The sequence below is a fragment of the Pseudomonadota bacterium genome (assembly GCA_027624715.1).
In the GTDB taxonomy this organism is placed as follows: Bacteria; Pseudomonadota; Gammaproteobacteria; order Burkholderiales; family Eutrophovitaceae; genus Eutrophovita.
On sequence record JAQBTV010000001.1, the window covers coordinates 33,231 to 56,390 of the forward strand.

A 23,160-nucleotide genomic window follows, 5' to 3' on the forward strand; every position below is an offset into this window, starting at 1 on the left:
CCGCTTTGGCTCAAGTTGTCCACCTTAGTTAGATCGATTAGTCATAACCATACTTATACATGATTAGACGATATTCCGATCTCTAAAATCTTGAATTTGCTCCACTGAGTAACCTGCGCCAGATAAAATCGCATTAGTATGTTCGCCTAGATCGGGCCCCAACCATTGCGTCTTACCCGGAGTATCAGAAAGCTTTGGAACAATCCCTGGGATAAGTAGACTTTCATCTTTCGACAATGCAAACTCTTCAATCATATGCCTCGCACGATAGTGGACATCAGAAACAATATCAGCAACATCGTATATTTTTCCCGACGGCACCTCAGCTTTTTCCAGTACCTTAAGCACATGCTGCAGGTCATGCAACGCACACCAGTCACCGATAATCGTATCTAATTCATCACTACGAGCCGCCCTGCCATCGTTGCCCGACAACTCAGGATCAACCGCCAAATCGACGCGATCAATAGCGAGCATCATCCTATTAAAAATGGAATCGCCGTTAGCCCCTATGACTACATACTTACCATCTTTTGTTAAATAAGAATTAGAGGGAGCAATCCCCGGTAACGTAGAACCGGTCCGCTCCCGAACAAAATCATAATAATCAAACTCCGGAACCATACTTTCCATCAGACTGAAAACAGCTTCGTATAAAGCAACATCAACAATCTGCCCTTTGCCCGAAGTGTCACGTTGCCTAAGCGCCATCAATGCGCCAATAACACCATATAGTGACGCCACCGCATCACCCAGACTAATACCTACTCTTACGGGTGGCCGGTCAGGGTACCCAGTGACATGTCTCAGCCCACCCATCGCCTCGCCAATAGCCCCAAACCCAGGTCTGTCACGATAAGGGCCTGTTTGGCCATACCCCGATAAACGCACCATCACCAAACCCGGATTTTCTTTCGCAAGGGAGTCATAATCTAAACCCCATTTTTCCATGGCACCCGGTCGGAAATTTTCCACGACAACATCAACGTCTTTTGCCAAACGTCGAACGATCGCTTGCCCGTCTTTTTCTTTTAGATTGATTGTCACTGACTGTTTGTTCCTGGCTTGCAACAACCACCAAAGTGACTTATCTTTGTATAACTTCCTCCATTTTCTGAGGGGATCACCCCCTTTGGGAGATTCAACTTTAATCACTTGAGCCCCAAACTCAGCCATTACCCTTGTACAAAATGGCCCAGCAATTAACTGCCCCAACTCAAGAACCTTTACATTTTCAAGAGGTCCCACAGCGATTCCTTCTGTAACACAGCAAAAATAGATAAATTATGTGTTACCATCATATTTGATAGAAAGCGGTTCTGCCTCATGTTAAAAAATATTTTAGTGCTCCTTATAAGTATGTGTACCACCCAAGCTGTTATGAGTGCCGAATGCCCAAAGGTATTGAATGCCCGTCTAAATAACCTAAACGGTCAGTCTATTGACTTTTGCGAATATCAAGGCAAGGTGATTTTAGCCGTCAACACGGCGAGTCAATGTGGCAATACACCTCAATATGAGGCACTAGAATCGCTCTTCCAAAAGTACGCCGAGAAAGGCCTTGTGGTGATTGGCTTTCCAGCAAATAATTTTGGAGATCAGGAGCCGGGATCCAATAAAGACATCCAAGATTTCTGCCGACTTAACTATGGCGTCAATTTTCCGATGGTCGAAAAGACCGATGTGGTTGGGCCAAACAGCAATCCGATTTTTTCCGAATTACAGTCAATGACGGGCGTATCTCCAAGCTGGAACTTTCATAAGTATTTAATATCGCGCGACGGGACCCGCGCCTTTAGTTTTTCGTCCTCAATAAGTCCCATGAATGCAAAGCTTGTCAAAAAACTTGAACAACTACTGCAATAAAAACCGAACATACCATTGGTGAGACACGCGCTAGTACGCGTCATACTCCCGAATCACTTGACCAGCAAGTGGCACACCGCTAACGAAACCATCTCCATCAGCAACTTTCTGTCCATTAACCCAAACGCCATGAACACCTAAGGCAGGAGTTGTAAGACGGGAGGCCCCTGCAGGTAGATCATGCAGCCGCTGCGTAGGACCTCGGCCCACAGTACTTGGATCAAATAGTAATAAATCTGCCCAGGCACCTGGGCCAATGTAACCCCTATTTTTAATTCCAAATAGTTTAGCTGGCTCTAAGGTCAGTTTATGTACCGCCTTTTCCAGCGGCATGATTTTCTTGTCTCTCGCCCAATACCCCAAAACGTGTAACCCAAATCCAGCATCACATAAAAATGTTAAATGAGCTCCAGCATCAGAAAGTGAAATAATTGCGTTTTCATCACACATCATTTTCCCTACAGCATCCTCATCCGAATTCATGATGGTCGCAGTGAACATCGTATCGAGGTTTTCTTCAAGCGCTAGATCCAACATGAAGTCAAACGGGGCTTTGTGCGACACCTCAGCCAAATCAGCAATAGACTTACCCTCAAGAGAAAAATTTTCCGCGCTGGCTACTTGAGCGACATAGATTTTATCCCACTGCCCACTAAAAACCTTTACCTCTCCACTATTCAACTCATCCATAAATGCTTGTCTGAAACCTGGATCAGCTAGCGCATCCTTATAAGCTTCAACGTCTAGATCCATCAAAGGGTGCCAACATGCAAAACCTTCAAGGGGATATGGTGAGTGGAAAGAAAAATCCATACTGAGTGGACATGCCGATACGGCTCCATACAAACGATTACCACGCGACTGAGCCGCTTTTATTTGCGATAAGTCAGAAAAAGTTTTGTTCGGGTCAAGATGTGAGTGCAGAAGCGCTGCAATTAAATAAGGCCGATTGGCTTCCGCACTCAGTTTCTCTATATTGCTTATAGGCATATCAAATGACTTGGTCATCATTAAAACACCTCGCCCTACATTCTTTAATGCACCAGACAAAGTCAACATTTCAGCATCATCGGCAAGTCTAGAAGGCATAGGGATGCCATGCTCTCCGTTATGTCCTGGATACCGCGTCGTTGCAAAACCACAAGCACCCGCTTCCATTGCCTCAATGACAATAGCTTTCATTTGTTGGACTTCTTGAGGCGTAGCAACTCTCGTCGCAGCGTCACCCCGTAAGACATAAGTTCTAACGCTGGAGTGCCCGACAAAACAACAAACGTTAGGCACAACTCCTTTTTTCTCGAGCATGTCTAGGTACTGGGGAAATGTCTCAAAGCTCCAATCAATACCATCTTTGAGCGCATCAATGGACATACCCTCGACTTGGGTTAGATTTCGCATCGTAATATCGCGATCGCTGGGATGGCATGGTGCGATCGTGAACCCACAATTCCCCATGACTAGAGTGGTGACGCCCAGCAGAGGTGATGGATTGCAATAGGGATCCCAAGTCACTTGCGCATCGTAATGTGTGTGGTTATCAACAATGCCGGGCATCAGACACAAGCCTGAAGCATCAATTGTTTCTTTCGCTCGCCTATAACAAGATCCAACCTCGAGAATACGGCCCTCCTGAACGCCTACAGATCCCAAAGACCCAGGCTTTCCAGTCCCGTCAATGATCGTGACATTATCAAAACGAATATCAAGCATATATGGTCTCCCTACACTGTCGACTTGCTGTCTCAGAATGTCTCAGTTAGATGTTGCAAACTTAAACTTGTCGCGCACGTTAGCCAATAGTTATACTAACGCTAATTATAAATAATACAGGCACAAACAATGCCAATCCATCATAACGCAGCAGCCCACTTAATTACATTCCTATAATATATTCTGCCAAGCGGTTGTGGTCTGTTAATGTAGTCCAGATAAGGTCATGCGACGCTTGGATAAGTGTTTCAATTTCTACATATAGCACACCATTTGCCAAATTTAGAGTAGACATTCAGTTGTCTACCATAACTTAAGCTATCATCAGATCTTGTAAGTAAAAAAATCAAAATCAAAAAATAAACGTTCGTCGCTTTTCACTTTAAATTAAAACAATAGAGAACTCTAAGAACCAATTTTTGAATTAATAATTCATGTTGCGCAATCTCCACACACATATTACTTAGCATCAACCTCTAAATCCATGAGGAATAACAATTATTTAATTTTGTTAATATTCAATCTATTAAAATATAAAAAAAGTTCACATTATGCACGACACCCTATCGCTTCTTAAATCTAGAAATTTTCCAGCTCTCAAGCGTAAACAGATTGAAACCGTACAGGTCAATCTGGGTTATCGATGTAACCAAGCATGCCTTCACTGCCATGTCAATGCTGGCCCCAATCGTACAGAACAAATGACGCGCGATACCATTGGAGAGGTCATACAATTCATTGATGCAGTAAAACCCAATGTAGTTGACCTCACAGGCGGAGCTCCAGAACTCAACACCCACTTTAGAGAGCTTGTCTCCGAAATGCGGGGGCGTGAGATTTCAGTAATTGACCGATGCAACTTAACGATCCTGTCTGAACCTGGCCACGAGGACCTACCTGATTTTCTATCGGATCATAAGGTTATTATCGCGGCTTCACTGCCTTGCTATTCGGAAGAAAACGTCAATTCACAACGAGGGGACGGCGTATTCGATAGAAGTATTCGAGGCTTACGCAGACTAAACAAAGTGGGTTATGGGGAAGGAAACCCCAAACTGCAATTGCATCTGGTTTATAACCCTTTGGGTGCAACCTTGCCACCGCCGCAAGAAACGCTAGAAGCGGAATATAAGGAACATTTAGCCAATAACTATGATGTGCACTTTGATGCACTAATGACCATAACGAACATGCCTATAAAACGCTTTGGCAGTACTTTAGTGAGTCGTGGTCAATTCGAAACTTACTTGCAACTACTGCAGGACAACTATAGAGAAGAGAATGTTAAGTCCGTCATGTGCAAAACATTAATTTCTATTGACTGGGAAGGTTACCTATTTGACTGTGATTTTAATCAGATGCTGGGCATCCCTCTTGGAGACGCAACAAAAAAGATTCATATACGAAATTTAAATATAGACAATATCAAAGGGAAATCGATTGCAGTTAGAGATCACTGCTTTGGCTGCACCGCTGGACAGGGCTCTAGTTGCAGCGGAGCACTACAATAAAACGTATGTAATAGCAGCCGCAGCACAATCCTAGACAAGATAAAAAATAGAACAACTCAAAAACTTTTTAGGCTAGGAAAGGGAGATGTCTATGTCTATGTCTATGTCTATGTTGATGTTGATGTTGATCTAGTTCGAATAGAATATAGTCATTAAGATCAAACAGGCAAAGCTCTAAAGACATGACGACCTCATTCACTGGCGTTTTAATCTTAACCCCAAACAATAATCAGAGGTTTCAACTAGACCACAGATTTGACTTCCATAAGTATTATTTCAACCAAATATTAAAGTTTGATTTAAAACAACGATAGACAGCAATCCTTAGAGTATGAAACTCACAAATTCTCATAAGAAGTGGATAGGCTTAATTATTACCACCTCGATCATCGCATTAGTCTTTATTTTTTTTCGTGAAAACGCTTTCAATCTACTTGCGCAATTAAACCTACAATCCCTCAAAGATAACTACTCTGAATTACAGATTTACTTTAAAGACCATCCGGTCCGACTAAGTCTGATATATGCCTTAATCTACATCATCGTGACGGCTTTTTCACTACCTGGCTCGGTGATTCTGACAATCGGAGGAGGAGCAATATTTGGCCTAGTTTTAGGAACTATCCTTGTATCTTTTTGCTCATCTATTGGCGCAACAGCTGCCTTTCTGATCACGCGATATTTTTTTCGCAGCTCCGTTAGAGCACGTTTTGGCGACAAATTAAAAATCATCAATGAAGGTATAAAGAAAGACGGGCCTTTTTACCTACTAACGATGAGGTTAGTTCCGATTTTCCCGTTCTTTGCAATCAATGTGTTGATGGCTCTGACACCAATCAAGACGCAAACGTTCTATCTGGTCAGTCAAATCGGAATGCTCCTCGGAACCATAATATTCGTAAATGCCGGAACCCAACTCGCTACTCTAAATTCGATCGGCGACATTCTCTCAATAAATTTGATTATTTCTCTTTGTATTCTCGGGCTATTCCCCATTGCCGCAAAAGTTTTATCAGATCTAATGAACCGACATCGAGTCTATGCCAGATGGTCGAAACCAAAACATTTCGACTATAACCTAATAGTAATTGGGGGTGGCGCCGCGGGACTTGTATCCTCCTACGTAGGTGCTGCCTTGAATGCACGAGTGGCTCTCATTGAAAAACACAAAATGGGAGGTGATTGCCTCAATACGGGATGCGTGCCTTCGAAGGCGTTAATTAAAACTGCCCATTTCATTGAACAAGCAAAACAATCTAACCGTTTAGGCATCCAAAAAGCTGACGTAATCTTCAATTTTTCAGACGTAATAAAACGAGTCCATAAGATTATCAAGAAAATAGAGCCTCATGACTCAATAAATCGTTACACAGAACTAGGCGTGACATGCTATCAAGGAAATGCGAAAATCATTACGCCGTGGACGATAGCAATTAATAGCGTAGGAGGTGAAAAAATAATCAGCGCTCGATCAATTATTGTAGCGGCCGGGGCCAGCCCGATCATTCCGCACCTACCCAATATCAACGAAATCAACCACATCACTTCTGACACCGTCTGGGATCTAGATGAGCTACCAAAACGTCTGATCATCATTGGCGGCGGCGCGATCGGTTGTGAATTAACACAAGCCTTCCAACGATTGGGCTCTCAGGTCATTTTGGTAGAATCTGCTGATCGCATTCTTTTGAAAGAGGATACCGATGTCGCCAAGATGCTCGAAAACCAGTTATCGGATGAAGGTGTCGCGGTATTAACACGCCATCGAGCTAAGGGATTCATTAAGGAAAATGGGGTGCAAACACTAGTTTGCGACAGTCCTAATGGTGAGGTTAGTCTATCTTTTGATCAAGTTCTTTTTGCTATTGGAAGGCAAGCTAATATAAAAGGTTACGGACTAGAAGATATAGATGCTATTTGTACAGACGATATTGTTTTACCTACAAATGATTTTCTACAAACGAAGTTTCCAAATATCTACGCATGCGGAGATGTGACTGGCAGAATGCAGTTCACTCATGCTGCTGCTCATCAAGCCTGGCATGCGGTAGTAAATGCCCTCTTTGGTCAATTTAGAAAATTTACTATCGATTTTTCATCTGTACCGTGGGCTATATTCACTCATCCCGGAGTTGCAAGAGTGGGGTTAAATGAGAACGAAGCAAACAAACAAAACATAGCTTACGAAGCTACGACATACGGACTAGATGATCTCGATCGCGCAATTGCGGACTCAGAAGACCATGGTTTTATCAAAGTACTAACGCGGCCAAAATCTGATCGAATAATCGGCGTTACTATTGTGAGTGAACATGCCTCTGAAATTATTGCTGAATTTGTTCTCGCTATGAAATATAAATTAGGACTTAATAAGATTCTCGCTACTACGCATATCTACCCAACATTCTCAGAAGCCAACAAATATGTAGCAGGAGAGTGGAAAAGGAAACACGCTCCTCAAAAGATTCTAAAGGTCCTAGAGATATATCACCAATTCCTGCGTCGATAATCATTATCATCACCTAAAACTTTAAAACCGTAACATCTTTTCGATTAGTTTCAGCATTAATTATTTTAATTTCAACATTTGATAAATGGTATATGACAAAACATCAGTTCGAATCCTTTGAAAAAGAGCAACAGCTTGTATCCCTAATCAATGCATAAATTGTCTATACCATATGCGATTGGTCATAAAAAAAAAGCATTTCGGAGTAGCGCATCGTCTCATGTCAGCAGAAGACATCACCATATCGGTAATCATCCCTGTCTTAAACGAAGAACAACTTATTCCTTTATTACTTAATGAGCTGCATACTAAAAAGTCGGGCAAAACGGAAATAATCGTAGTAGATGGAGGTAGCACCGATAACACCTTGGAGATCGTACGCCACACAGCGGATCAGATTATCCACTCACATCCAGGACGCGCAAAACAAATGAACGCAGGAGCACTAAGTGCGAACGGTAAATTTTTATGGTTCTTACATGCAGATTCTTCGATTTGTTTCGAATTCGAAGATATCATTGAATTAGCCCTGCACCACCACTCTTGGGGTTGGTTCAACGTGCACTTAAATCATCAGAAGAAAATTTTTCGGATCATTGAGTCCATGATGAATCTGCGGTCAAGAATCACCAATATTGCTACTGGTGATCAGGGAATTTTTGTTCGTAAAGATATTTCTTTAGCTATAGGCCTTTTTCCGTCGATAGCAATCATGGAGGATATTGTTTTTTCAAAAAAACTAAAACGTGTAGGACAACCCTTCGTGAGTAGCGCGCGAATAAAGACATCGGTCAGAAGATGGGAGGAAAATGGACCTCTGAGAACAATCTTTAAAATGTGGGCTCTGCGACTATTGTTTTTTTTCGGGACAAACCCAAATTGGTTAAAAAAACAATACGATAAAAGATGACTAACTCTACCAATAAAGAACACAATACTTTAATTCAGATTTTCACGCGGACACCTGTTGCAGGTGCAGTTAAAAAAAGACTTATTCCCGAATTAGGCTCAGACAGATCGTGTGAATTACATCAACGTATGACACTTCATACCTTAAAGGTGGCTACAAACATGTCGTCAAATCTTGAGATATGGGTCACACCAGATATCAATCATATTTTCTTTACGACACTGATCTCTAATAATCATCTGAAGCCTCAAATTGGAGAGTCTCTAGTTGAGCGAATGGCTTTTAGCCTTAACAAGGGTTTAGAGAATCATAAAAAAGTACTCCTCATTGGATGTGACTGCCCTTCTATCAATAAAGCTATGCTAAAAAGAGCATTTCTTGAACTAGATCGGCACGAATACGTATTCATTCCTGTAGAAGACGGCGGATTTTCTTTGGTAGGGACGCATACGTTCTCCCCAGCAATATTTCACAACGTCCCGTGGGGCACTAACCAAGTAATGCATCAGATTCGATCTAACTTAAAAACACACAGTCGTACCTGGCAAGAGTTGCCGATATTATGGGACGTAGATGAAATTGCCGATTACCATCGACTCACTGAATACATGCCTCAATTAACACACGGACTATAAAGACTGATAATCATTCCATTAGTCACCGTGCATAATATAAGATTACTCGCTCAAATATAAATGAAGAAACTTGTACTTATTGGTGGCGGCCATACGCATTTAGAAACTATTCGACGACTGGGCGAGCAATCGTCTCTTGATGTTGCGCTAACATTAATTAGTGGCGATCGATACACACCGTACTCAGGCATGCTGCCTGGCCTAATATCGGGTCATTACACAGCTAGTGAGTGTCATATTGATCTTGAAGAGCTATGTAATAGATATAAATTTAATTTTATTCAAGAATCTGTAACTCGAGTCTCACACAACGAGCAACGAATACATACTCAAACAGACCAGCATGAATATGACCTAGCATCTATCAATATCGGATCAACACCAAACCTCTACTCAACAATTGGCGCTAAACAGTGGGCTATTCCGGTAAAACCAATTGATCAGCTGCTCGATAAAATCAATTGTTTTCTAGACAAAGTTGCTAACGCACCCATGAAACAAAAATTTGAGGTCACTGTTGTGGGAGGTGGGGCGGCCGGTCTTGAAATCTTGCTAGCGCTAAAATATCGCACAGATACCTGTGGCTATACCAATCTAAATTTCTCGATGATCACTGGCTCTAATGATATTCTAGACACACATCCCATGCCCATTCGGCGTAAATTTCACCGAATCCTCCATCAAAAAAATGTGACGACCTACTATGCTAATCCTGTAGTCAAGGTATCTAAAGAGCATGTCACAACCGCCTCGGGGAAAATAATTAAATCTGACCTGACGGTATGGGCTACTGGAGCTGCAGCGAGTACTTGGCCTAAATTATCCAATCTTCCTACGACAGAAGATGGATTTATTAAAACGGATCAATACCTCAAAGTTAAAAATATCAATAATCTCTTTGCAGTCGGAGATATTGGGTCTATTGAGAGGTTACAGCATCCGAAGTCCGGAGTTTATGCATTGAAGCAAGCCGCAGTACTGACTACTAACATCAACAATCTAGTGAACGATAGGCCGCTTGAGCGATATATACCCCAGAAACACGCCCTCGCTTTAATCAGTGCGGGAAGCAAATATGCCGTTGCCTCAAGAAATATTTTATGTACTAGCGGAAAATGGGTATGGCACTGGAAAGATTATATTGACCGAAATTTCATGGGCAAATTTCGGTAACAGGATTACATTGAGAGCGGCTGAGCTCAAGCTATCCAGATTAGTTCAATTGGCTTCAAAATTCTAAAAAACAAAATGGCATTTTGTCTGAATTTACAACCTATCCGACTTGCCTCAAGGCTACTTACATTTAACACAAAAAAACCTAATTCGATGGGCCAATCAGCAGAGTCAGGAATACCTAATCCCAATAAATATTTCATATTTCTCGTACGCAAATATCGTAATAATATACCGCTCTTACCTGCATTCGTTCGCTCAGTTAATCGAATAGAACCAGGATTCTCTGCAGAAATAAAGGCCCAACTAGTTACCCACTGACTTCTAAAAAACCAACTTTGACCCCTGTTCCTTTCGTTAACACGAAATTCTACATAGGTCTTGCCAAGATACGCTCTGTATGAGGTTTTTTGATACAAGTCAATTAACACTTCACTATTAAACATAATGAATCTTTCAAGGCAATTTAATTAACCTTGAATCTTTTTATTATCTCTCTGTTGACTTGAATCCCAAGTCCTGGAGCATCCGATATTTCAACCATTGCATCCTTGTTAAGTGTTAGGGGTCGATCTACCAGATCATTTCTAAAGGGATGCGATGATCGATCGTACTCAAGAATAGGTTGTCTTGGATATAACGAATGAACTGCATCGGGTAGCGCCGCTAAAACCTGAAGAGAGGCCGCCTGTGAGACTCCAGAACCCCAGACATGAGGATTAACTTCTATTCCGTTGGCTTGGGCTAGTATCGAGGCATGCCTAGCTCCCGTAATGCCGCCGCAAGATCCGATATCAGGCTGCACAATATCAACTGCATGGCGATTCAACAACTCACGAAATCCATATATAGAGTGCTCATTCTCCCCTCCAGCGATTGGTGTCGCTAATTTGGTACGAAGCTCAATATACCCATCAATATCTTCCGGCGGAACAGGCTCTTCGTACCAGCGCAGGTCATACTCATCAAGTACTCGCCCTAACCGTAAGGATTCAGTGCGACCATAAGCATGATTCGTATCTACCATGAGCTCAACACCTCGCCCCTCAAGCACCCGCCCGACTTGGCGCATGACCCTAATGTCATCATCTACACCAAAACCAAGTTTAATTTTCATTGCTTTAAAACCTGCTTCGTTGTGCGCAATGGCTTCATCGGCCAATCGCCCCTCCTCATTCTGCCCGCTCAATCGATAAAAACCTGTGGCGTAAGGTTGGACCTGATTTCGAAACCTTCCCCCAATGAGTTGAGAGATCGGAACCTCAAAAAATTTTCCTGCAATATCCCATAAGGCGATATCTACAGCACTGATGGCCGCCATGATGGATCCTTTTCGCCCAAAGTCCCGCGTATGGTTGTACATTTTATGCCAAAGGATTTCTAAGTCCGTCGGATTGGCGTCCAAGATCAATGGTTTAAGCGAGTGCTCTATCACTGATGCGGCTATTTGTGGAGACTCAAGGCCTTGCGCGAAGGCCTCACCCCAACCTACTAAGCCTTGATCAGTCTGAACTTCAACAATAGTCGCAGACCTCACCTTGACCCACCCCTGGGAAAAGGCAAAGGGCTTATCCAAAGTACTTTGCAAGATATGCACCTTAACATCTGTAATTTTCATAAAAATCTTGATCCAATAAGGCAATTGATTAAACGATACCTAGGAAGATATGTTTATATTACTCAGTAATCAAGAGACGTGATCTGCATTATAAAATTGACTTCTTTAGGGAGGCGCGATTGAGGATGCTACAGACCCCTATTGCGATCTAACTTTTATGCCATGACATGCGTATTAAGGATTGATGATAGGGCCTTCAAGACTTCAACCCGAAGATAGGAAGTTAGATTTCAGCGTCCTCCTCTATGACCAATAATGAAATTTATTCTTTAGTACAGGGGAACCCTATTCTGAGCGCTTGCACTATTAAATAACGTCGAGGCCGAAAAAGATTTTCAGGATGATTCTCTAGGTAGTACAAAACGGCTGCGAATGTCGTCTCCCTTATGTTTTCTTCAGGAATACAAAATAGTCCATTATTCCACTTAATCCAAACATCATCGATGAATGGCTGAGTTGCCTCGCGACCATTAGGGTGCTGCATCATCTCAAGCAACTCGTTACCATCAGTTTCCGCTCTCAATAAAGCCGGTAGTAGCAACACTAAACATAATGCTAGGTTTACACGTTTCATTTATTTGCCTCTCGAGTATCCACAAATTGTACAGAATATTTATTATTGTCACGACAAAAGAATTTATTTACTGCGCTTAATATACCGGTTTATATATGTCACTTAAGTTTCATATAATGAAAAATTCTTATGCCTCTCATACACCCGTCTGCTTGATCTTAAGCCGAAGCCAATCAATTGCAGACAGAATTAATTCAACGCTTAAGGCCTTGGACTAAATCGACCGGTGCTAAAACCCCCGAAGGCAAAAGAAAGTCATCTCAAAATTCATTCAAGACCGGTAGAGGCCTAGAATTTAGGAAAATGATAAAACAATTAAATAAATTATTGAAAGACCAGAAAGAATTACTAACTTGTTAATGCACGGGTGACACTACTTTGATGTCGGTACTACTCGCAACTCAGGTGGGCCTGATGGCCTTGCGGGAGTGGCACGCACAATCGGACGAGGAGGATTGAGTTGGCGCATATTGTTCGGATCAATCTGCCTCCATTGGATGTACGCGCGCAAGTTTGCGTGGTCCTCCACTGTGGCTGGGATGCCGTCCCTACGATCTTCCAAAACAGATATGGATATTAAATTGTTCATAGATCATAAGTATACCACTCGACCTTTATGTCATTTAGTCAATCCATAGTCAATACATGCACTAAAAACTAGAAAGGGCTTCAGAGCAAGTTCCCCTTGAAACCCTTATTCTAACTGGTGCTGTTGGGCAGAATCGAACTGCCGACCTACTGATTACGAATCAGTTGCTCTACCAACTGAGCTACAACAGCGCAGAACGGATATTATACGTGCGGACAGGAATAAGAAATATTGTGGCGGTGAGAACTTAAGAAACTACTTATTCTTAAAATTTGGCTTCCGCTTCTCAGCAAACGCAGACATTCCTTCTTTTTGATCCTCTGTAGAAAAAGCGGAATGAAATAAACGTCTTTCGAAACGAATACCCTCATTAAGGGTTGTCTCATAAGCTCTGTTCACACTTTCTTTAGCCATCATTACTATAGGTTGGCTCAAATCGGCAATCTTTTGTCCCGTACTGACCGCCTCATCAATAAGTTCATTGAGGGGAACAATGCGACTAACCAAACCGCACCGTTCCGCTTCAGCTGCATCCATCATTCTAGCCTGACCCAACAAAGCCATTTCCATAGCTTTTGACTTCCCTACAAACCGTGGTAATCGTTGGGTGCCGCCAGCGCCCGGTATTATGCCCAGATTGATCTCTGGTTGCCCAAATTTGGCATTTTCCGCAGCCAAAATAAAATCACACATCATAGCCAGCTCACATCCACCTCCTAAGGCATAACCCGCAACAGCTGCAATGACCGGCTTACGGCACCGAGCAATGCGCTCCCATTCGCTGGTGATAAAATCAGACATATAAACATCCATGTAACTCTTTATTTTCATTTCTTTAATATCCGCACCTGCCGCAAAGGCTTTCTCACTACCGGTGATGACTAAACAACCCACAGCTGGGTCCGGCTCCAACATATCGACAGCCGAAGACAATTCACGCATAAGATCAGGTGATAGAGCATTTAACACCTCAGGACGATTCAATGTGATAAGTGCAACATTGCCTCGCTTCTCGACTAATATATTTTCGTAATTCACAGTAATTCCTTTCAATCTACTAGATATCATTCCGAACATTTATCCGAAAAAATATAGCTAAAAAAATATATAAAACTGCTAGGCAGATTGCATCCGACGGACACGAATGACAACATCGGCACCCTCAATCTCAAACCCCATTGGGATCCGCGGCAACTCTAAGAGCCCAACATCTTTAGGGCTTACGTCTATCAACTTTCCCGTCTCGACGTAGTACACATGGTGATGAATCGAAGTATTTGTATCGTAGACAACCTTATACTTATCAATGATTAATGCTTTAATCAACTTTTTATTCAAGAATAAATTCAGCGTATTGTAAACAGTCGCTCGAGAAACAGTAGAATCCTCCCGCCTCACCATTTCTAGCAACTGGTCGGCGCTGACATGCTGCTTCTTGCCAAAAAGAACTTTAGCAATAGTTAAGCGTTGCTTAGTCGGCGTAACGCCGCAATCCCTTAACTGATCAATCAAATCTAGCACAGCTGTGGTTGGCTCCATAACAAACTTCCATCACATATTCATGGTATTGACTTTTAAGATACCAGAAATTTTTACGCTTTTCTCTGCAGTACACCAGGCACATAAAAAACTACATTCTCCTGTACACCAGAAGACTCCTTAACAACAGTGACCCCAAGTTCTTTTAATCGCTCAACGACAGCAGCAACAAGCACCTCAGGAGCTGAGGCTCCCGCAGTTACTCCTACTCTGGTCACCCCGGTTAGCCAGTCTGGTTCCAAGTCAGCAGCATTGTCGACCAAAAATGCTCGAACACCCCTGGTTTCTGCCACTTCTCTGAGTCGATTCGAGTTAGAGCTATTAGCTGAGCCAACGACAATAATCAGATCACAATGCTCGGCGAGCAATTTGACTGCATCTTGGCGATTTTGCGTGGCATAACAAATATCATCTTTCGCAGGGACCTTTATCTTTGGATACTTAGCCACAAGTGCTTTAACAATCTGAGAGGCGTCATCCACACTGAGTGTTGTTTGAGTCACATACGCCAAGTAGTCAGGATTTTTCACAACAAGACTGTTTACGTCATCGATAGTTTCAACCAAAAAAATACCGCTTGAAACCTGCCCCATAGTCCCCTCAACCTCCGGATGTCCTTTGTGACCAATCATAATGACCTCAAGACCTTTTTTACGATATCGAACCACTTCGGCATGAACTTTAGAGACTAGAGGACACGTAGCATCAAAAACCCGTAATTTTCTCTTCTTCGCATCCGTGCGAATCTGCACCGATACGCCGTGCGCACTATAAATCAGGATATGCCCCTCTGGCACGTCATTCAAATCCTCGATGAATATGGCACCTTTAGACTTCAAATCATCAACAACATACTTGTTGTGAACGACTTCATGTTTGACATAAACTGGGGCGCCATACTTCTTAATAGCTAGCTCAACAATCTCGATGGCTCGATCAACCCCCGCGCAAAACCCTCGCGGGTTCGCTAAATGCAGCTCAGAAACTATTGGGGTAGTCGTCATGGTAGAGTTTGCCGCGCCTCGCCTCGTTTCCGAAAAAAACCATCAAATAGTAAAATACCTACACCTATAGAAATACAAGAATCTGCCACGTTGAATACAGGCCAACGGAAATCTCGCCAATGAATCAAGATAAAATCAACAACCGCACCAAGCATAATTCGATCAATTAAATTACCAAGAGCACCTGATAGTATTAAAACGAAACCAAACGATAAGAATCGGTCTTTGGTGCTTCGGTACAGCATAACTAACAAAAGGGCAACTGCAATAATCGCAATGATAGAAAAGAACCATCTTTGCCATCCTGATGCATCCGCCAGAAGACTAAAAGCCGCACCCGGATTCATCGTAAACACAATTGCAAAAAATGGAAGCACCTGCTTAACGTCAAAAGGACCTACTGTCCGGACAATCAACTGCTTTGTCAGTTGATCAATACACACGAGCACCACTGCAAACAACAACCATTTGACAAAACGTTTGACCTCAATCGAACACAAGATGCTATACATAACGTCTCTGCTGGCCACCGCCAGATAAATTACTGACACATCGCCCACAAATAGTTTCATGTCCCGAGATGGAACCTACGTCTGACCGATAGTGCCAGCATCTTTCGCATTTTTTATGCAAGCTCTTATCTACCGTCATAATAAAGTCTGGCGAATCACCTTTTGTCAAATTAAACGAGGACGTCAAGAATAAATAACGCGAGTCATCCTGAAGGGAGCTCAATAGGTCGTAGTCTTGTCCATACGCAGTCGCACTAACCTCAGCCTGCAACGAGGACCCAATAGCGCCAGCACTTCGCTTCTCTTCTAGTTTCTTCTGTGCGAGCGCCCGCAATCGCCTCAGGTGATCCCACTTAGGCAATAAATCTTGATCGATATGAGGGAACTCATACCAGCCATATAACAACACAGAATCTTGATCATCGCGAATGAAAATAGCCCAGGCCTCATCAGCTGTAAATGACAGGATCGGCGCCATTAAACGTAGTAAAGAATTTGTGATGTGCCATATCGCATTCTGCGCCGCCTTCCGCTCAAGCGAACTTTCCCCACTTGTATAGAGTCGATCTTTCAGGATATCCAGGTAAAAGCCACCCAGATCTTCAGAACAAAATGTTTGAAATTTTTGCACTACATGATGAAACTCAAACTGCTCATAATCGCGTTCAATTTTCTGCTGTAATCGCTGAGTAATTTGCACCGCATAACGATCAACCTCAAGCCAATCAGCCGGGTCTAGCCTATCTACCTTTGGATCAAAATCACTGAGATTAGCGAGTAAGAATCTCAGCGTATTACGGATACGCCGATAACTTTCAACCACCCGCTTTAAAATTTCATCAGATATCGTTAACTCCGCAGAGTAATCTGTTGACGCAGCCCATAGGCGCAACACGTCAGCACCTAGCGTGTCTGAGATCTTTTGTGGTGCTATTACGTTACCCATGGATTTGGACATTTTTCGTCCTTTACCATCCACCACAAATCCGTGAGTAAGTAGACTCTTATACGGAGCCCGACCATCGATCGCACAACCTGTGAGAAGACTTGATTGAAACCAACCTCGATGTTGGTCAGAGCCTTCCAAATACAAATCCGCCGGCTTTGTCAAATCTCCGCGCGTCGCAAGAACACTCCTGTGTGTAGTCCCAGAGTCAAACCAGACATCGAGCGTATGTCTGACTTTCTTCCAATTCTTTGCGTCTTCGCCTAAGAGTTCCTCGAGGTCAAGCTCGAACCAGGCATCGATACCCTTAATCTCTACCCGCTTAGCTACTGCCTCCATGAGAGCAGGTGTATCGGGATGTAATTCCTCCGTCTCAGCATGCACCACTAACGACATCGGCGTCCCCCAGCTTCTTTGCCTAGACACACACCAATCAGGTCGGTTACTGATCATACCCTCTAATCGAGCACGGCCCCAACTGGGATAAAAAGAGGTCTCAGCTATGGCCTTTGCTGCACGACTCCTAATGGAATCCTCACCGCAATCGAGTCCAATAAACCACTGCTTAGTTGCTCTGAAGATAATTGACGTTTTATGCCTCCAACACACAGGGTAACTGTGTTCATACGCAACCTCTTGCAGCAACTTGTGATTTTCACGGAGAATCTCAATAATTTTTTTGTTTGCGTCCCAAACCAACATGCCTCCAACAATGGGAACCGAGGCATAGAACTTACCATCAGCACCAACAGGATTATCAACCTCAAGGCCATAACGTAGACCAGCCACATAATCCTCAACACCATGAGCTGGGGCGGTGTGAACCAAACCAGTTCCCGCTTCTAAGGTCACGTGGTCTCCAGTAATTATTAACGATCGTCGGTTATAAAACGGATGTTGAAGCCAAAGGCCCTCGAGCTTATCTCCTTTGAAATTACATAGGATCTCAAACTCCAAAATGCCATATCGCTGAACACAAGATCCAACTAGCTCGCTAGCTAATATGAGCAAACCATCCGAAATTCGAACAAGCGAGTAGTCAATATCTGCTCCAACAGCAACCGCCTGATTTGCTGGCAACGTCCAAGGGGTAGTTGTCCAGATCACGGCAAATACAGGATCGTTGATGTGCGTAAACCTCAGCGCGGAAGCCAGAGCCTTTGTGTCTGAAACAGAAAAGCCAACATCTATTGCTGGAGATTTTTTGTCCTCGTATTCGACTTCAGCATCAGCGAGTGCCGAGCCACAATCAAGACACCAGTGTACGGGTTTAGCTCCTTCTTGCAAGAATCCATTTTGCTGAATGCTTGCCAGCGATCGAATCGTATCAGCTTCAGTTTGAAACTCCATGGTTTTATAGGGATTATCCCAATCCCCGAGTACACCAAGACGCATAAAATCTTTTCTTTGCCGGTCTATCTGCTGCCCGGCGTACTCTCGACAAAGAGAACGAAATTTTGCAGGTTCTATTCCCTTCCCGTGTAACTTCTCGATCTGGTGTTCAATTGGCAAACCATGGCAATCCCATCCGGGAACATACGGCGCATCAAAACCAGCAAGCGTTTTGGATTTGACAATAATATCTTTGAGAACCTTATTAACAGCATGCCCAATATGGATATCACCATTGGCATAAGGTGGGCCGTCATGCAAGATGAACGTAGGTCTACCCTTCGCTTTCTCTCGAATTTTTTGATACAGGCCGTCGGTTTGCCATTGTGCAACCCAAAGAGGCTCGCGCTTCGCTAAATTCGCACGCATCGGAAATGGCGTATCAGGAAGATTCAATGTTTTTTTATAGTCCATCTGTTTCAGCAACTACCTCAAGCGATTAAACATTAATGGTCACGAATACCTAATACTATGCAGCCATCGTTTTAAGTAACGTTTAATTCAAAAGAAAGACGAGCGTTTCTTTCATCTTCTTTCATAGCATCAATAAGGTCACACGTACTGGTGAACGCCTCTTGGTCACGAATTTTACGAACGAATGTGACATTAAGCATTTGGCCATACAAATCACCATCGAAATCAAGGATGTATGTCTCAATACAAACATCTCCCCTACTCTTCACGGTAGGCCTCTTCCCAACGCTTACTAGCGCCGGCCGCTGATTAAGTTCAGGGCCATCAACATAAGCCGTGAACACTCCAGACAGAGGAAAAGACTCTCTGCCAAAATGTATATTCGCAGTAGGAAATCCTAACGTCCTACCAATTTGATCACCTCGAACTACGCGACCAATGATATTGTAACGCTTGCCTAACAATTCTTCCGCAAAGTTAAGATTCCCACTCAACAAAGCTTCTCGAACAACGGTGCTAGACACGCGTACCTCGCTAATTTTAATGGTTCGATTAGCCTCGACCTCAAAACCTAATTCAAGACTACGATTCTGTAGCATTTGATAATCACCGCTCCGGCCCGATCCAAACCTAAAGTCATCCCCAACCAATAACCACTGCACCGAGAGCTCTTTTACCAGCACATCATGCACAAAGTCTTCGGCTAGCATCCGGGCGTATTTAACATTGAAGGGGAGCAAACAGACTTGCTCAATACCCGCGTCAAAAAACGAGCATACTTTCTCCCGGATTCCATAAAGCCTGATTGGGGCTTTACTAGGCGAAAAAAATTCTGCGGGGTGCGGTTGAAAAATCAAAACGGAAGGAATGAGATTTTTTTTAGAAGCTACAGATACCAAATGTTCCAATATGGCTTGATGTCCCAAGTGCACGCCATCGAAATTACCGATGGTGAGGGCACGCCCAATCTTGCATCCTGGCTCTCTGAGTGTTAAAACTCGCATTTAACAAATAATTTTGTGAAGATTAATTAAGGCTCAATTCTATCGCCTTTTACAAAAGCCCTGATAAGCACTATGGTAAATAGCCATATACTAGATCAAAAAACTTATATAGAATTAAATTTATATATTGCAAAGTTCTAACAAAGAAGCATTAAGTCCATCATCAACTGAATCGCTGAACCCATGAAACTACAACAGCTCAGATACATATGTGAGGTTGCAAAACACAACCTTAATTTATCAAAGGCTGCGACCGAACTATATACATCCCAACCCGGGATCAGCAAACAGATTAAGGCGCTTGAAGAGGAACTAGGTGTTGATATCTTCATCAGACGAGGAAAACGGTTTGTTGGCATTACAGAGCCAGGCCAAGAAATCATCAAAAAATCCCAAGTTGCGCTCATTGAATTAAGCAATCTAAAAACGATAGGCAGCGAGTTCTCGGACGAAACATCAGGAAGCTTAACTATTGCGACAACGCACACACAGGCTCGATATGCACTTCCTAGCATCATCAAACTATTCCGCGAAAAATATCCTAGAGTACGATTATCACTGTACCAAGGCAGCCCTTCACGGATAGTAGAAATGACGTTGTCGGGAGAGGCGGACATTGCCATAGCCACCGAAGCGACGTCTTTAACTAACGAGCTCGCGATGCTACCTTGCTACCAGTGGAATCGCTGCGTACTAACCCCACCGCGACATCCTCTGTTAAAGAGTAAAAATATTTCTTTGCAAGAGATTTGTGCGTATCCGATCATCACATATGATTTAACGCATACAGGTCGCCCCATCATCAAACAAACGTTTGAGGCAAACGGCTTAAAACCAGACATCATACTGACAGCTATAGATGCAGACGTAATTAAAACGTATGTCGAGCTCGGGATCGGCATTGGGATAGTTTCGATGATGGCTTTCGACCCATTGCGCGATAATAAAATCAGAGCTATGGATGCCAGCCACCTATTCGAACCCAGCACAACCGGTATTGGCATTCGAAAAAACACCTATATGCGCGGATATGTTTACGATTTCATATCCATGTTTGCCCCGCACCTTAATCCTACCGCTGTTGACGCCATCGTCAGTAAACAGGCGCGCTAAGAGAAGCCCTTAGGTTTGGGTGGGTTGCTTCACAACCAAAAGATCCTTTAATCGATGGCCAAGGACTTTCAAGCCAAGTATGTAGATTATTACTCCAAGCAGTATTACACACAGGAGCAATCCGGCTCGTCCCCAGGAAGCGAAATGCAACCACTCAATATTGAAAGAGACATAAGCAATAGTCAAAGTCATTGCGCCAGCCGCTACCGCACAATCTCTGCAAACTAATATCCAATTATTACTGACAACAAATAGCCCTCGCCTACGCAAACTTGTGATGAGCATAACGGCGTTCAACCAAGCGCCTCCAGAAATCGCTAAGGCCAGCCCTGCGTGCTTCACATGATTCGGCAAAAACATCAAAAAAAAGACGTTCAGTAGCTGAGTAAAAAACACAGCCTTAATAGCAATTTGTACTGGCGCCTTTGTATCCTTATTGGCATAAAAAACAGGGGCAAGAAGTTTAACCATCACGATAGGAACCAAACCCACGCCATACCCCCAGAACGCAATTTTCGTCATAGAAACATCTGCGAACGAAAACTGATCTCGCATAAATAGTGTCATAAGAATAGGTTCGGATAGAACGACCAACCCCAACACGCTCGGTATTGAGATAACCAACATAAGGGTTAAGCCCCAGTCTAGAGTGGTTTGATACTCTTCTTTTTTGCTGTTTGCGACAGAAATAGATAGCGCTGGCAAAATTACAGTGCCCATCGCGACGCCGAGCAATCCAACTGGCAGTTCCATTAATCGATCCGCATAAGTTAGCCAACTCACGCTACCTGTTTGCATTCTAGAAGCAATATTTGTATTGATAACCAAGGAAATCTGAGCCGCAGAGACCCCCAATACGGCGGGCGCCATCTTCTTCAAAATTTGAATCACACCTGGGTCAGCAGGATTCCAACGGAATCTTGGCCAAAGTTTAAGTCGCAGCAAAAACGGAATCTGAAAAAGGAGCTGTGCGGCGCCACCCATTAATATGGCTAGCCCAAGAGCCATTATCGGTGGATCAAAAAATGGCGTTAAATAAAGTGCCGATCCAATAAAGCTGATATTTAACAGCGCCGGAGTAAACGCTGGAACCGCAAAACGACTCCAAGTATTCAGAACAGAAGAACAAAGGCTCGTCAAAGATATGAAAAATAAATATGGAAACGTGAGACGAATTAAATTTACTGTTAACTCGGCCTGATCTGCTGAATCATTAAAGCCAGTCGCAATCACGTAAACCAGATAAGGTGCACAAAGTACACCAACTATTGAAACAATCAGAAGCAGCAGAGAGAGTAAACTAGCGACATGGCCAATCAATAATTTGGCTCGCTCATCGCCCTCTCGTTCACGATATTCCGATAAAATTGGAACAAAGGCTTGAGCAAAGGCGCCCTCAGCGAAAAGCTTTCTCAACAGGTTGGGAATACGAAAAGCGACAAATAGTGCGTCAGTCGAGGCGCTGGCTCCAAACTTCGCGGCAATAACCATTTCCCTGATTAACCCGAGGATTCGAGAAACCAAGGTAAAGAAACTGATAACCGATAAAAACTTAAACAAACCCATGATTTTTAATAATTTCTAGGCGTTGGTGTGCTCAATGTGAGCTACATATCGCTTCACGCGCTCACCTTATCAGTTTTTCTTCCCCAAATCGTATAAAAATTTAACCAATATTGCGTAAAGCCACAGGCAGGGTTATAATCGGCGCCTTTTCATTAGCAGCCAAGCAGAACTAAAAAACATGCCAAACATTGCATCAGCCAAGAAGCGAGCTCGTCAAACTGATAAACGAAATGCCCACAATGCTTCTCTTAGATCAGAGCTTCGAACGATGATCAAAAAAGTTCGGAAAGCAATATATGCTGGCGATAAGGACGTCGCGGTCAGTACATACGCAAATGCGCAAAGTAGAATCGACTCAATTGCGGACAAAAAGATTATTCATAAAAATTCAGCGGCACGGCATAAGAGTAAACTTTCTCGTGCAATTAAAACAATGGGCTAACGACTGAACCGCTGGATGTTTTTAAAAACCCGCAGCTGGTCCTGCGGGTTTTTCATTTGAGGGTATGCTACTTAAAGAAATATAGAGAAAAAGCAACATTTGGCAAAAAATATAGGGAGCGGACTAAGGAATA

At 43.1% G+C, this 23,160-nt stretch carries 21 protein-coding genes and 1 tRNA gene; 8 read left to right on the top strand and 14 right to left on the bottom strand.

Features of this window, described 5'->3' with window-relative positions:
* Positions 1-63: 63 nt before the first annotated feature.
* A complete protein-coding gene (locus O3A65_00180; protein MDA1330879.1) occupies positions 64-1,281 on the bottom strand; it encodes a CaiB/BaiF CoA-transferase family protein in 1,218 nt (405 codons plus the stop codon).
* A gap of 45 nt (positions 1,282-1,326) precedes the next feature.
* On the opposite strand from O3A65_00180, the gene O3A65_00185 reads away from it, so the two are divergent.
* Positions 1,327-1,866: a glutathione peroxidase gene (locus O3A65_00185; protein MDA1330880.1), complete on the top strand. Its 540-nt coding sequence runs from the start codon at positions 1,327-1,329 to the stop codon at positions 1,864-1,866.
* A gap of 30 nt (positions 1,867-1,896) precedes the next feature.
* Here the strand turns inward: O3A65_00185 and O3A65_00190 are convergent, their stop codons facing one another.
* A complete protein-coding gene (locus O3A65_00190; protein ID MDA1330881.1) occupies positions 1,897-3,576 on the bottom strand; it encodes an amidohydrolase family protein in 1,680 nt (559 codons plus the stop codon).
* Positions 3,577-4,127: 551 nt separating this feature from the next.
* Between O3A65_00190 and arsS the strand changes: the two genes are divergently transcribed.
* The 5 genes from arsS (at position 4,128) to O3A65_00215 (ending at position 10,314) form a co-directional block, all read left to right on the top strand.
* Positions 4,128-5,087 carry an arsenosugar biosynthesis radical SAM protein ArsS gene (gene arsS, locus O3A65_00195; protein MDA1330882.1) on the top strand — a complete coding sequence of 320 codons (960 nt, stop codon included), beginning with the start codon at positions 4,128-4,130 and terminating at the stop codon, positions 5,085-5,087.
* Between the two features lie 331 nt (positions 5,088-5,418).
* Positions 5,419-7,596 carry an FAD-dependent oxidoreductase gene (locus O3A65_00200; protein ID MDA1330883.1) on the top strand — a complete coding sequence of 726 codons (2,178 nt, stop codon included), beginning with the start codon at positions 5,419-5,421 and terminating at the stop codon, positions 7,594-7,596.
* A 220-nt stretch (positions 7,597-7,816) separates the two neighbouring features.
* Positions 7,817-8,506, top strand: coding sequence for a TIGR04283 family arsenosugar biosynthesis glycosyltransferase (locus tag O3A65_00205; protein MDA1330884.1), 690 nt, complete (start codon positions 7,817-7,819; stop codon positions 8,504-8,506).
* Positions 8,503-9,141, top strand: coding sequence for a TIGR04282 family arsenosugar biosynthesis glycosyltransferase (locus O3A65_00210; GenBank protein ID MDA1330885.1), 639 nt, complete (start codon positions 8,503-8,505; stop codon positions 9,139-9,141). The genes O3A65_00205 and O3A65_00210 overlap by 4 nt, the downstream gene beginning before the upstream one ends.
* A gap of 60 nt (positions 9,142-9,201) precedes the next feature.
* The gene (locus tag O3A65_00215; protein ID MDA1330886.1) at positions 9,202-10,314 is read left to right on the top strand and encodes an FAD-dependent oxidoreductase; all 1,113 of its coding nucleotides are present in this window, start codon (positions 9,202-9,204) and stop codon (positions 10,312-10,314) included.
* Positions 10,315-10,340: 26 nt separating this feature from the next.
* Here the strand turns inward: O3A65_00215 and O3A65_00220 are convergent, their stop codons facing one another.
* The 11 genes from O3A65_00220 to O3A65_00270 all read right to left on the bottom strand — a co-directional run bounded on the left by O3A65_00220 (position 10,341) and on the right by O3A65_00270 (position 19,906).
* Entirely contained in the window at positions 10,341-10,760 is a 420-nt protein-coding gene (locus tag O3A65_00220) for a DUF3293 domain-containing protein (GenBank protein ID MDA1330887.1), read from the bottom strand.
* A 20-nt stretch (positions 10,761-10,780) separates the two neighbouring features.
* Entirely contained in the window at positions 10,781-11,932 is a 1,152-nt protein-coding gene (locus tag O3A65_00225; GenBank protein ID MDA1330888.1) for a mandelate racemase/muconate lactonizing enzyme family protein, read from the bottom strand.
* Between the two features lie 262 nt (positions 11,933-12,194).
* On the bottom strand, positions 12,195-12,506 hold the full coding sequence (locus tag O3A65_00230; GenBank protein ID MDA1330889.1) for a Rap1a/Tai family immunity protein: 312 nt from the start codon (positions 12,504-12,506) through the stop codon (positions 12,195-12,197).
* 373 nt (positions 12,507-12,879) lie between these two features.
* Positions 12,880-13,095: a hypothetical protein gene (locus O3A65_00235; GenBank protein MDA1330890.1), complete on the bottom strand. Its 216-nt coding sequence runs from the start codon at positions 13,093-13,095 to the stop codon at positions 12,880-12,882.
* A 115-nt stretch (positions 13,096-13,210) separates the two neighbouring features.
* Positions 13,211-13,286, bottom strand: a tRNA-Thr gene (locus tag O3A65_00240).
* Between the two features lie 64 nt (positions 13,287-13,350).
* Positions 13,351-14,133 (bottom strand): enoyl-CoA hydratase, encoded by a 783-nt coding sequence (locus tag O3A65_00245; protein MDA1330891.1) that lies wholly within the window; start codon positions 14,131-14,133, stop codon positions 13,351-13,353.
* A 78-nt stretch (positions 14,134-14,211) separates the two neighbouring features.
* On the bottom strand, positions 14,212-14,634 hold the full coding sequence (locus tag O3A65_00250; GenBank protein ID MDA1330892.1) for a transcriptional repressor: 423 nt from the start codon (positions 14,632-14,634) through the stop codon (positions 14,212-14,214).
* Positions 14,635-14,687: 53 nt separating this feature from the next.
* On the bottom strand, positions 14,688-15,638 hold the full coding sequence (ispH, locus tag O3A65_00255; protein ID MDA1330893.1) for a 4-hydroxy-3-methylbut-2-enyl diphosphate reductase: 951 nt from the start codon (positions 15,636-15,638) through the stop codon (positions 14,688-14,690).
* A complete protein-coding gene (lspA, locus tag O3A65_00260; protein ID MDA1330894.1) occupies positions 15,635-16,150 on the bottom strand; it encodes a signal peptidase II in 516 nt (171 codons plus the stop codon). The genes ispH and lspA overlap by 4 nt, the downstream gene beginning before the upstream one ends.
* Positions 16,143-18,902, bottom strand: a complete 2,760-nt coding sequence (gene ileS, locus O3A65_00265; GenBank protein ID MDA1330895.1) for an isoleucine--tRNA ligase — start codon at positions 18,900-18,902, stop codon at positions 16,143-16,145. Before ileS ends, lspA begins: the two co-directional genes overlap by 8 nt.
* 71 nt (positions 18,903-18,973) lie before the next feature.
* Positions 18,974-19,906, bottom strand: a complete 933-nt coding sequence (locus O3A65_00270; GenBank protein MDA1330896.1) for a bifunctional riboflavin kinase/FAD synthetase — start codon at positions 19,904-19,906, stop codon at positions 18,974-18,976.
* A 183-nt stretch (positions 19,907-20,089) separates the two neighbouring features.
* On the opposite strand from O3A65_00270, the gene O3A65_00275 reads away from it, so the two are divergent.
* Complete coding sequence (locus O3A65_00275; protein MDA1330897.1) at positions 20,090-21,019, top strand: CysB family HTH-type transcriptional regulator; 930 nt, start codon at positions 20,090-20,092, stop codon at positions 21,017-21,019.
* Positions 21,020-21,028: 9 nt separating this feature from the next.
* Here O3A65_00275 and murJ read toward each other — a convergent pair whose 3' ends face one another.
* Complete coding sequence (murJ, locus tag O3A65_00280; GenBank protein MDA1330898.1) at positions 21,029-22,585, bottom strand: murein biosynthesis integral membrane protein MurJ; 1,557 nt, start codon at positions 22,583-22,585, stop codon at positions 21,029-21,031.
* Positions 22,586-22,763: 178 nt separating this feature from the next.
* Here murJ and rpsT point away from each other — a divergent pair, with 178 nt between their 5' ends.
* Positions 22,764-23,027: a 30S ribosomal protein S20 gene (gene rpsT / locus O3A65_00285; GenBank protein ID MDA1330899.1), complete on the top strand. Its 264-nt coding sequence runs from the start codon at positions 22,764-22,766 to the stop codon at positions 23,025-23,027.
* Positions 23,028-23,160 lie beyond the last annotated feature (133 nt).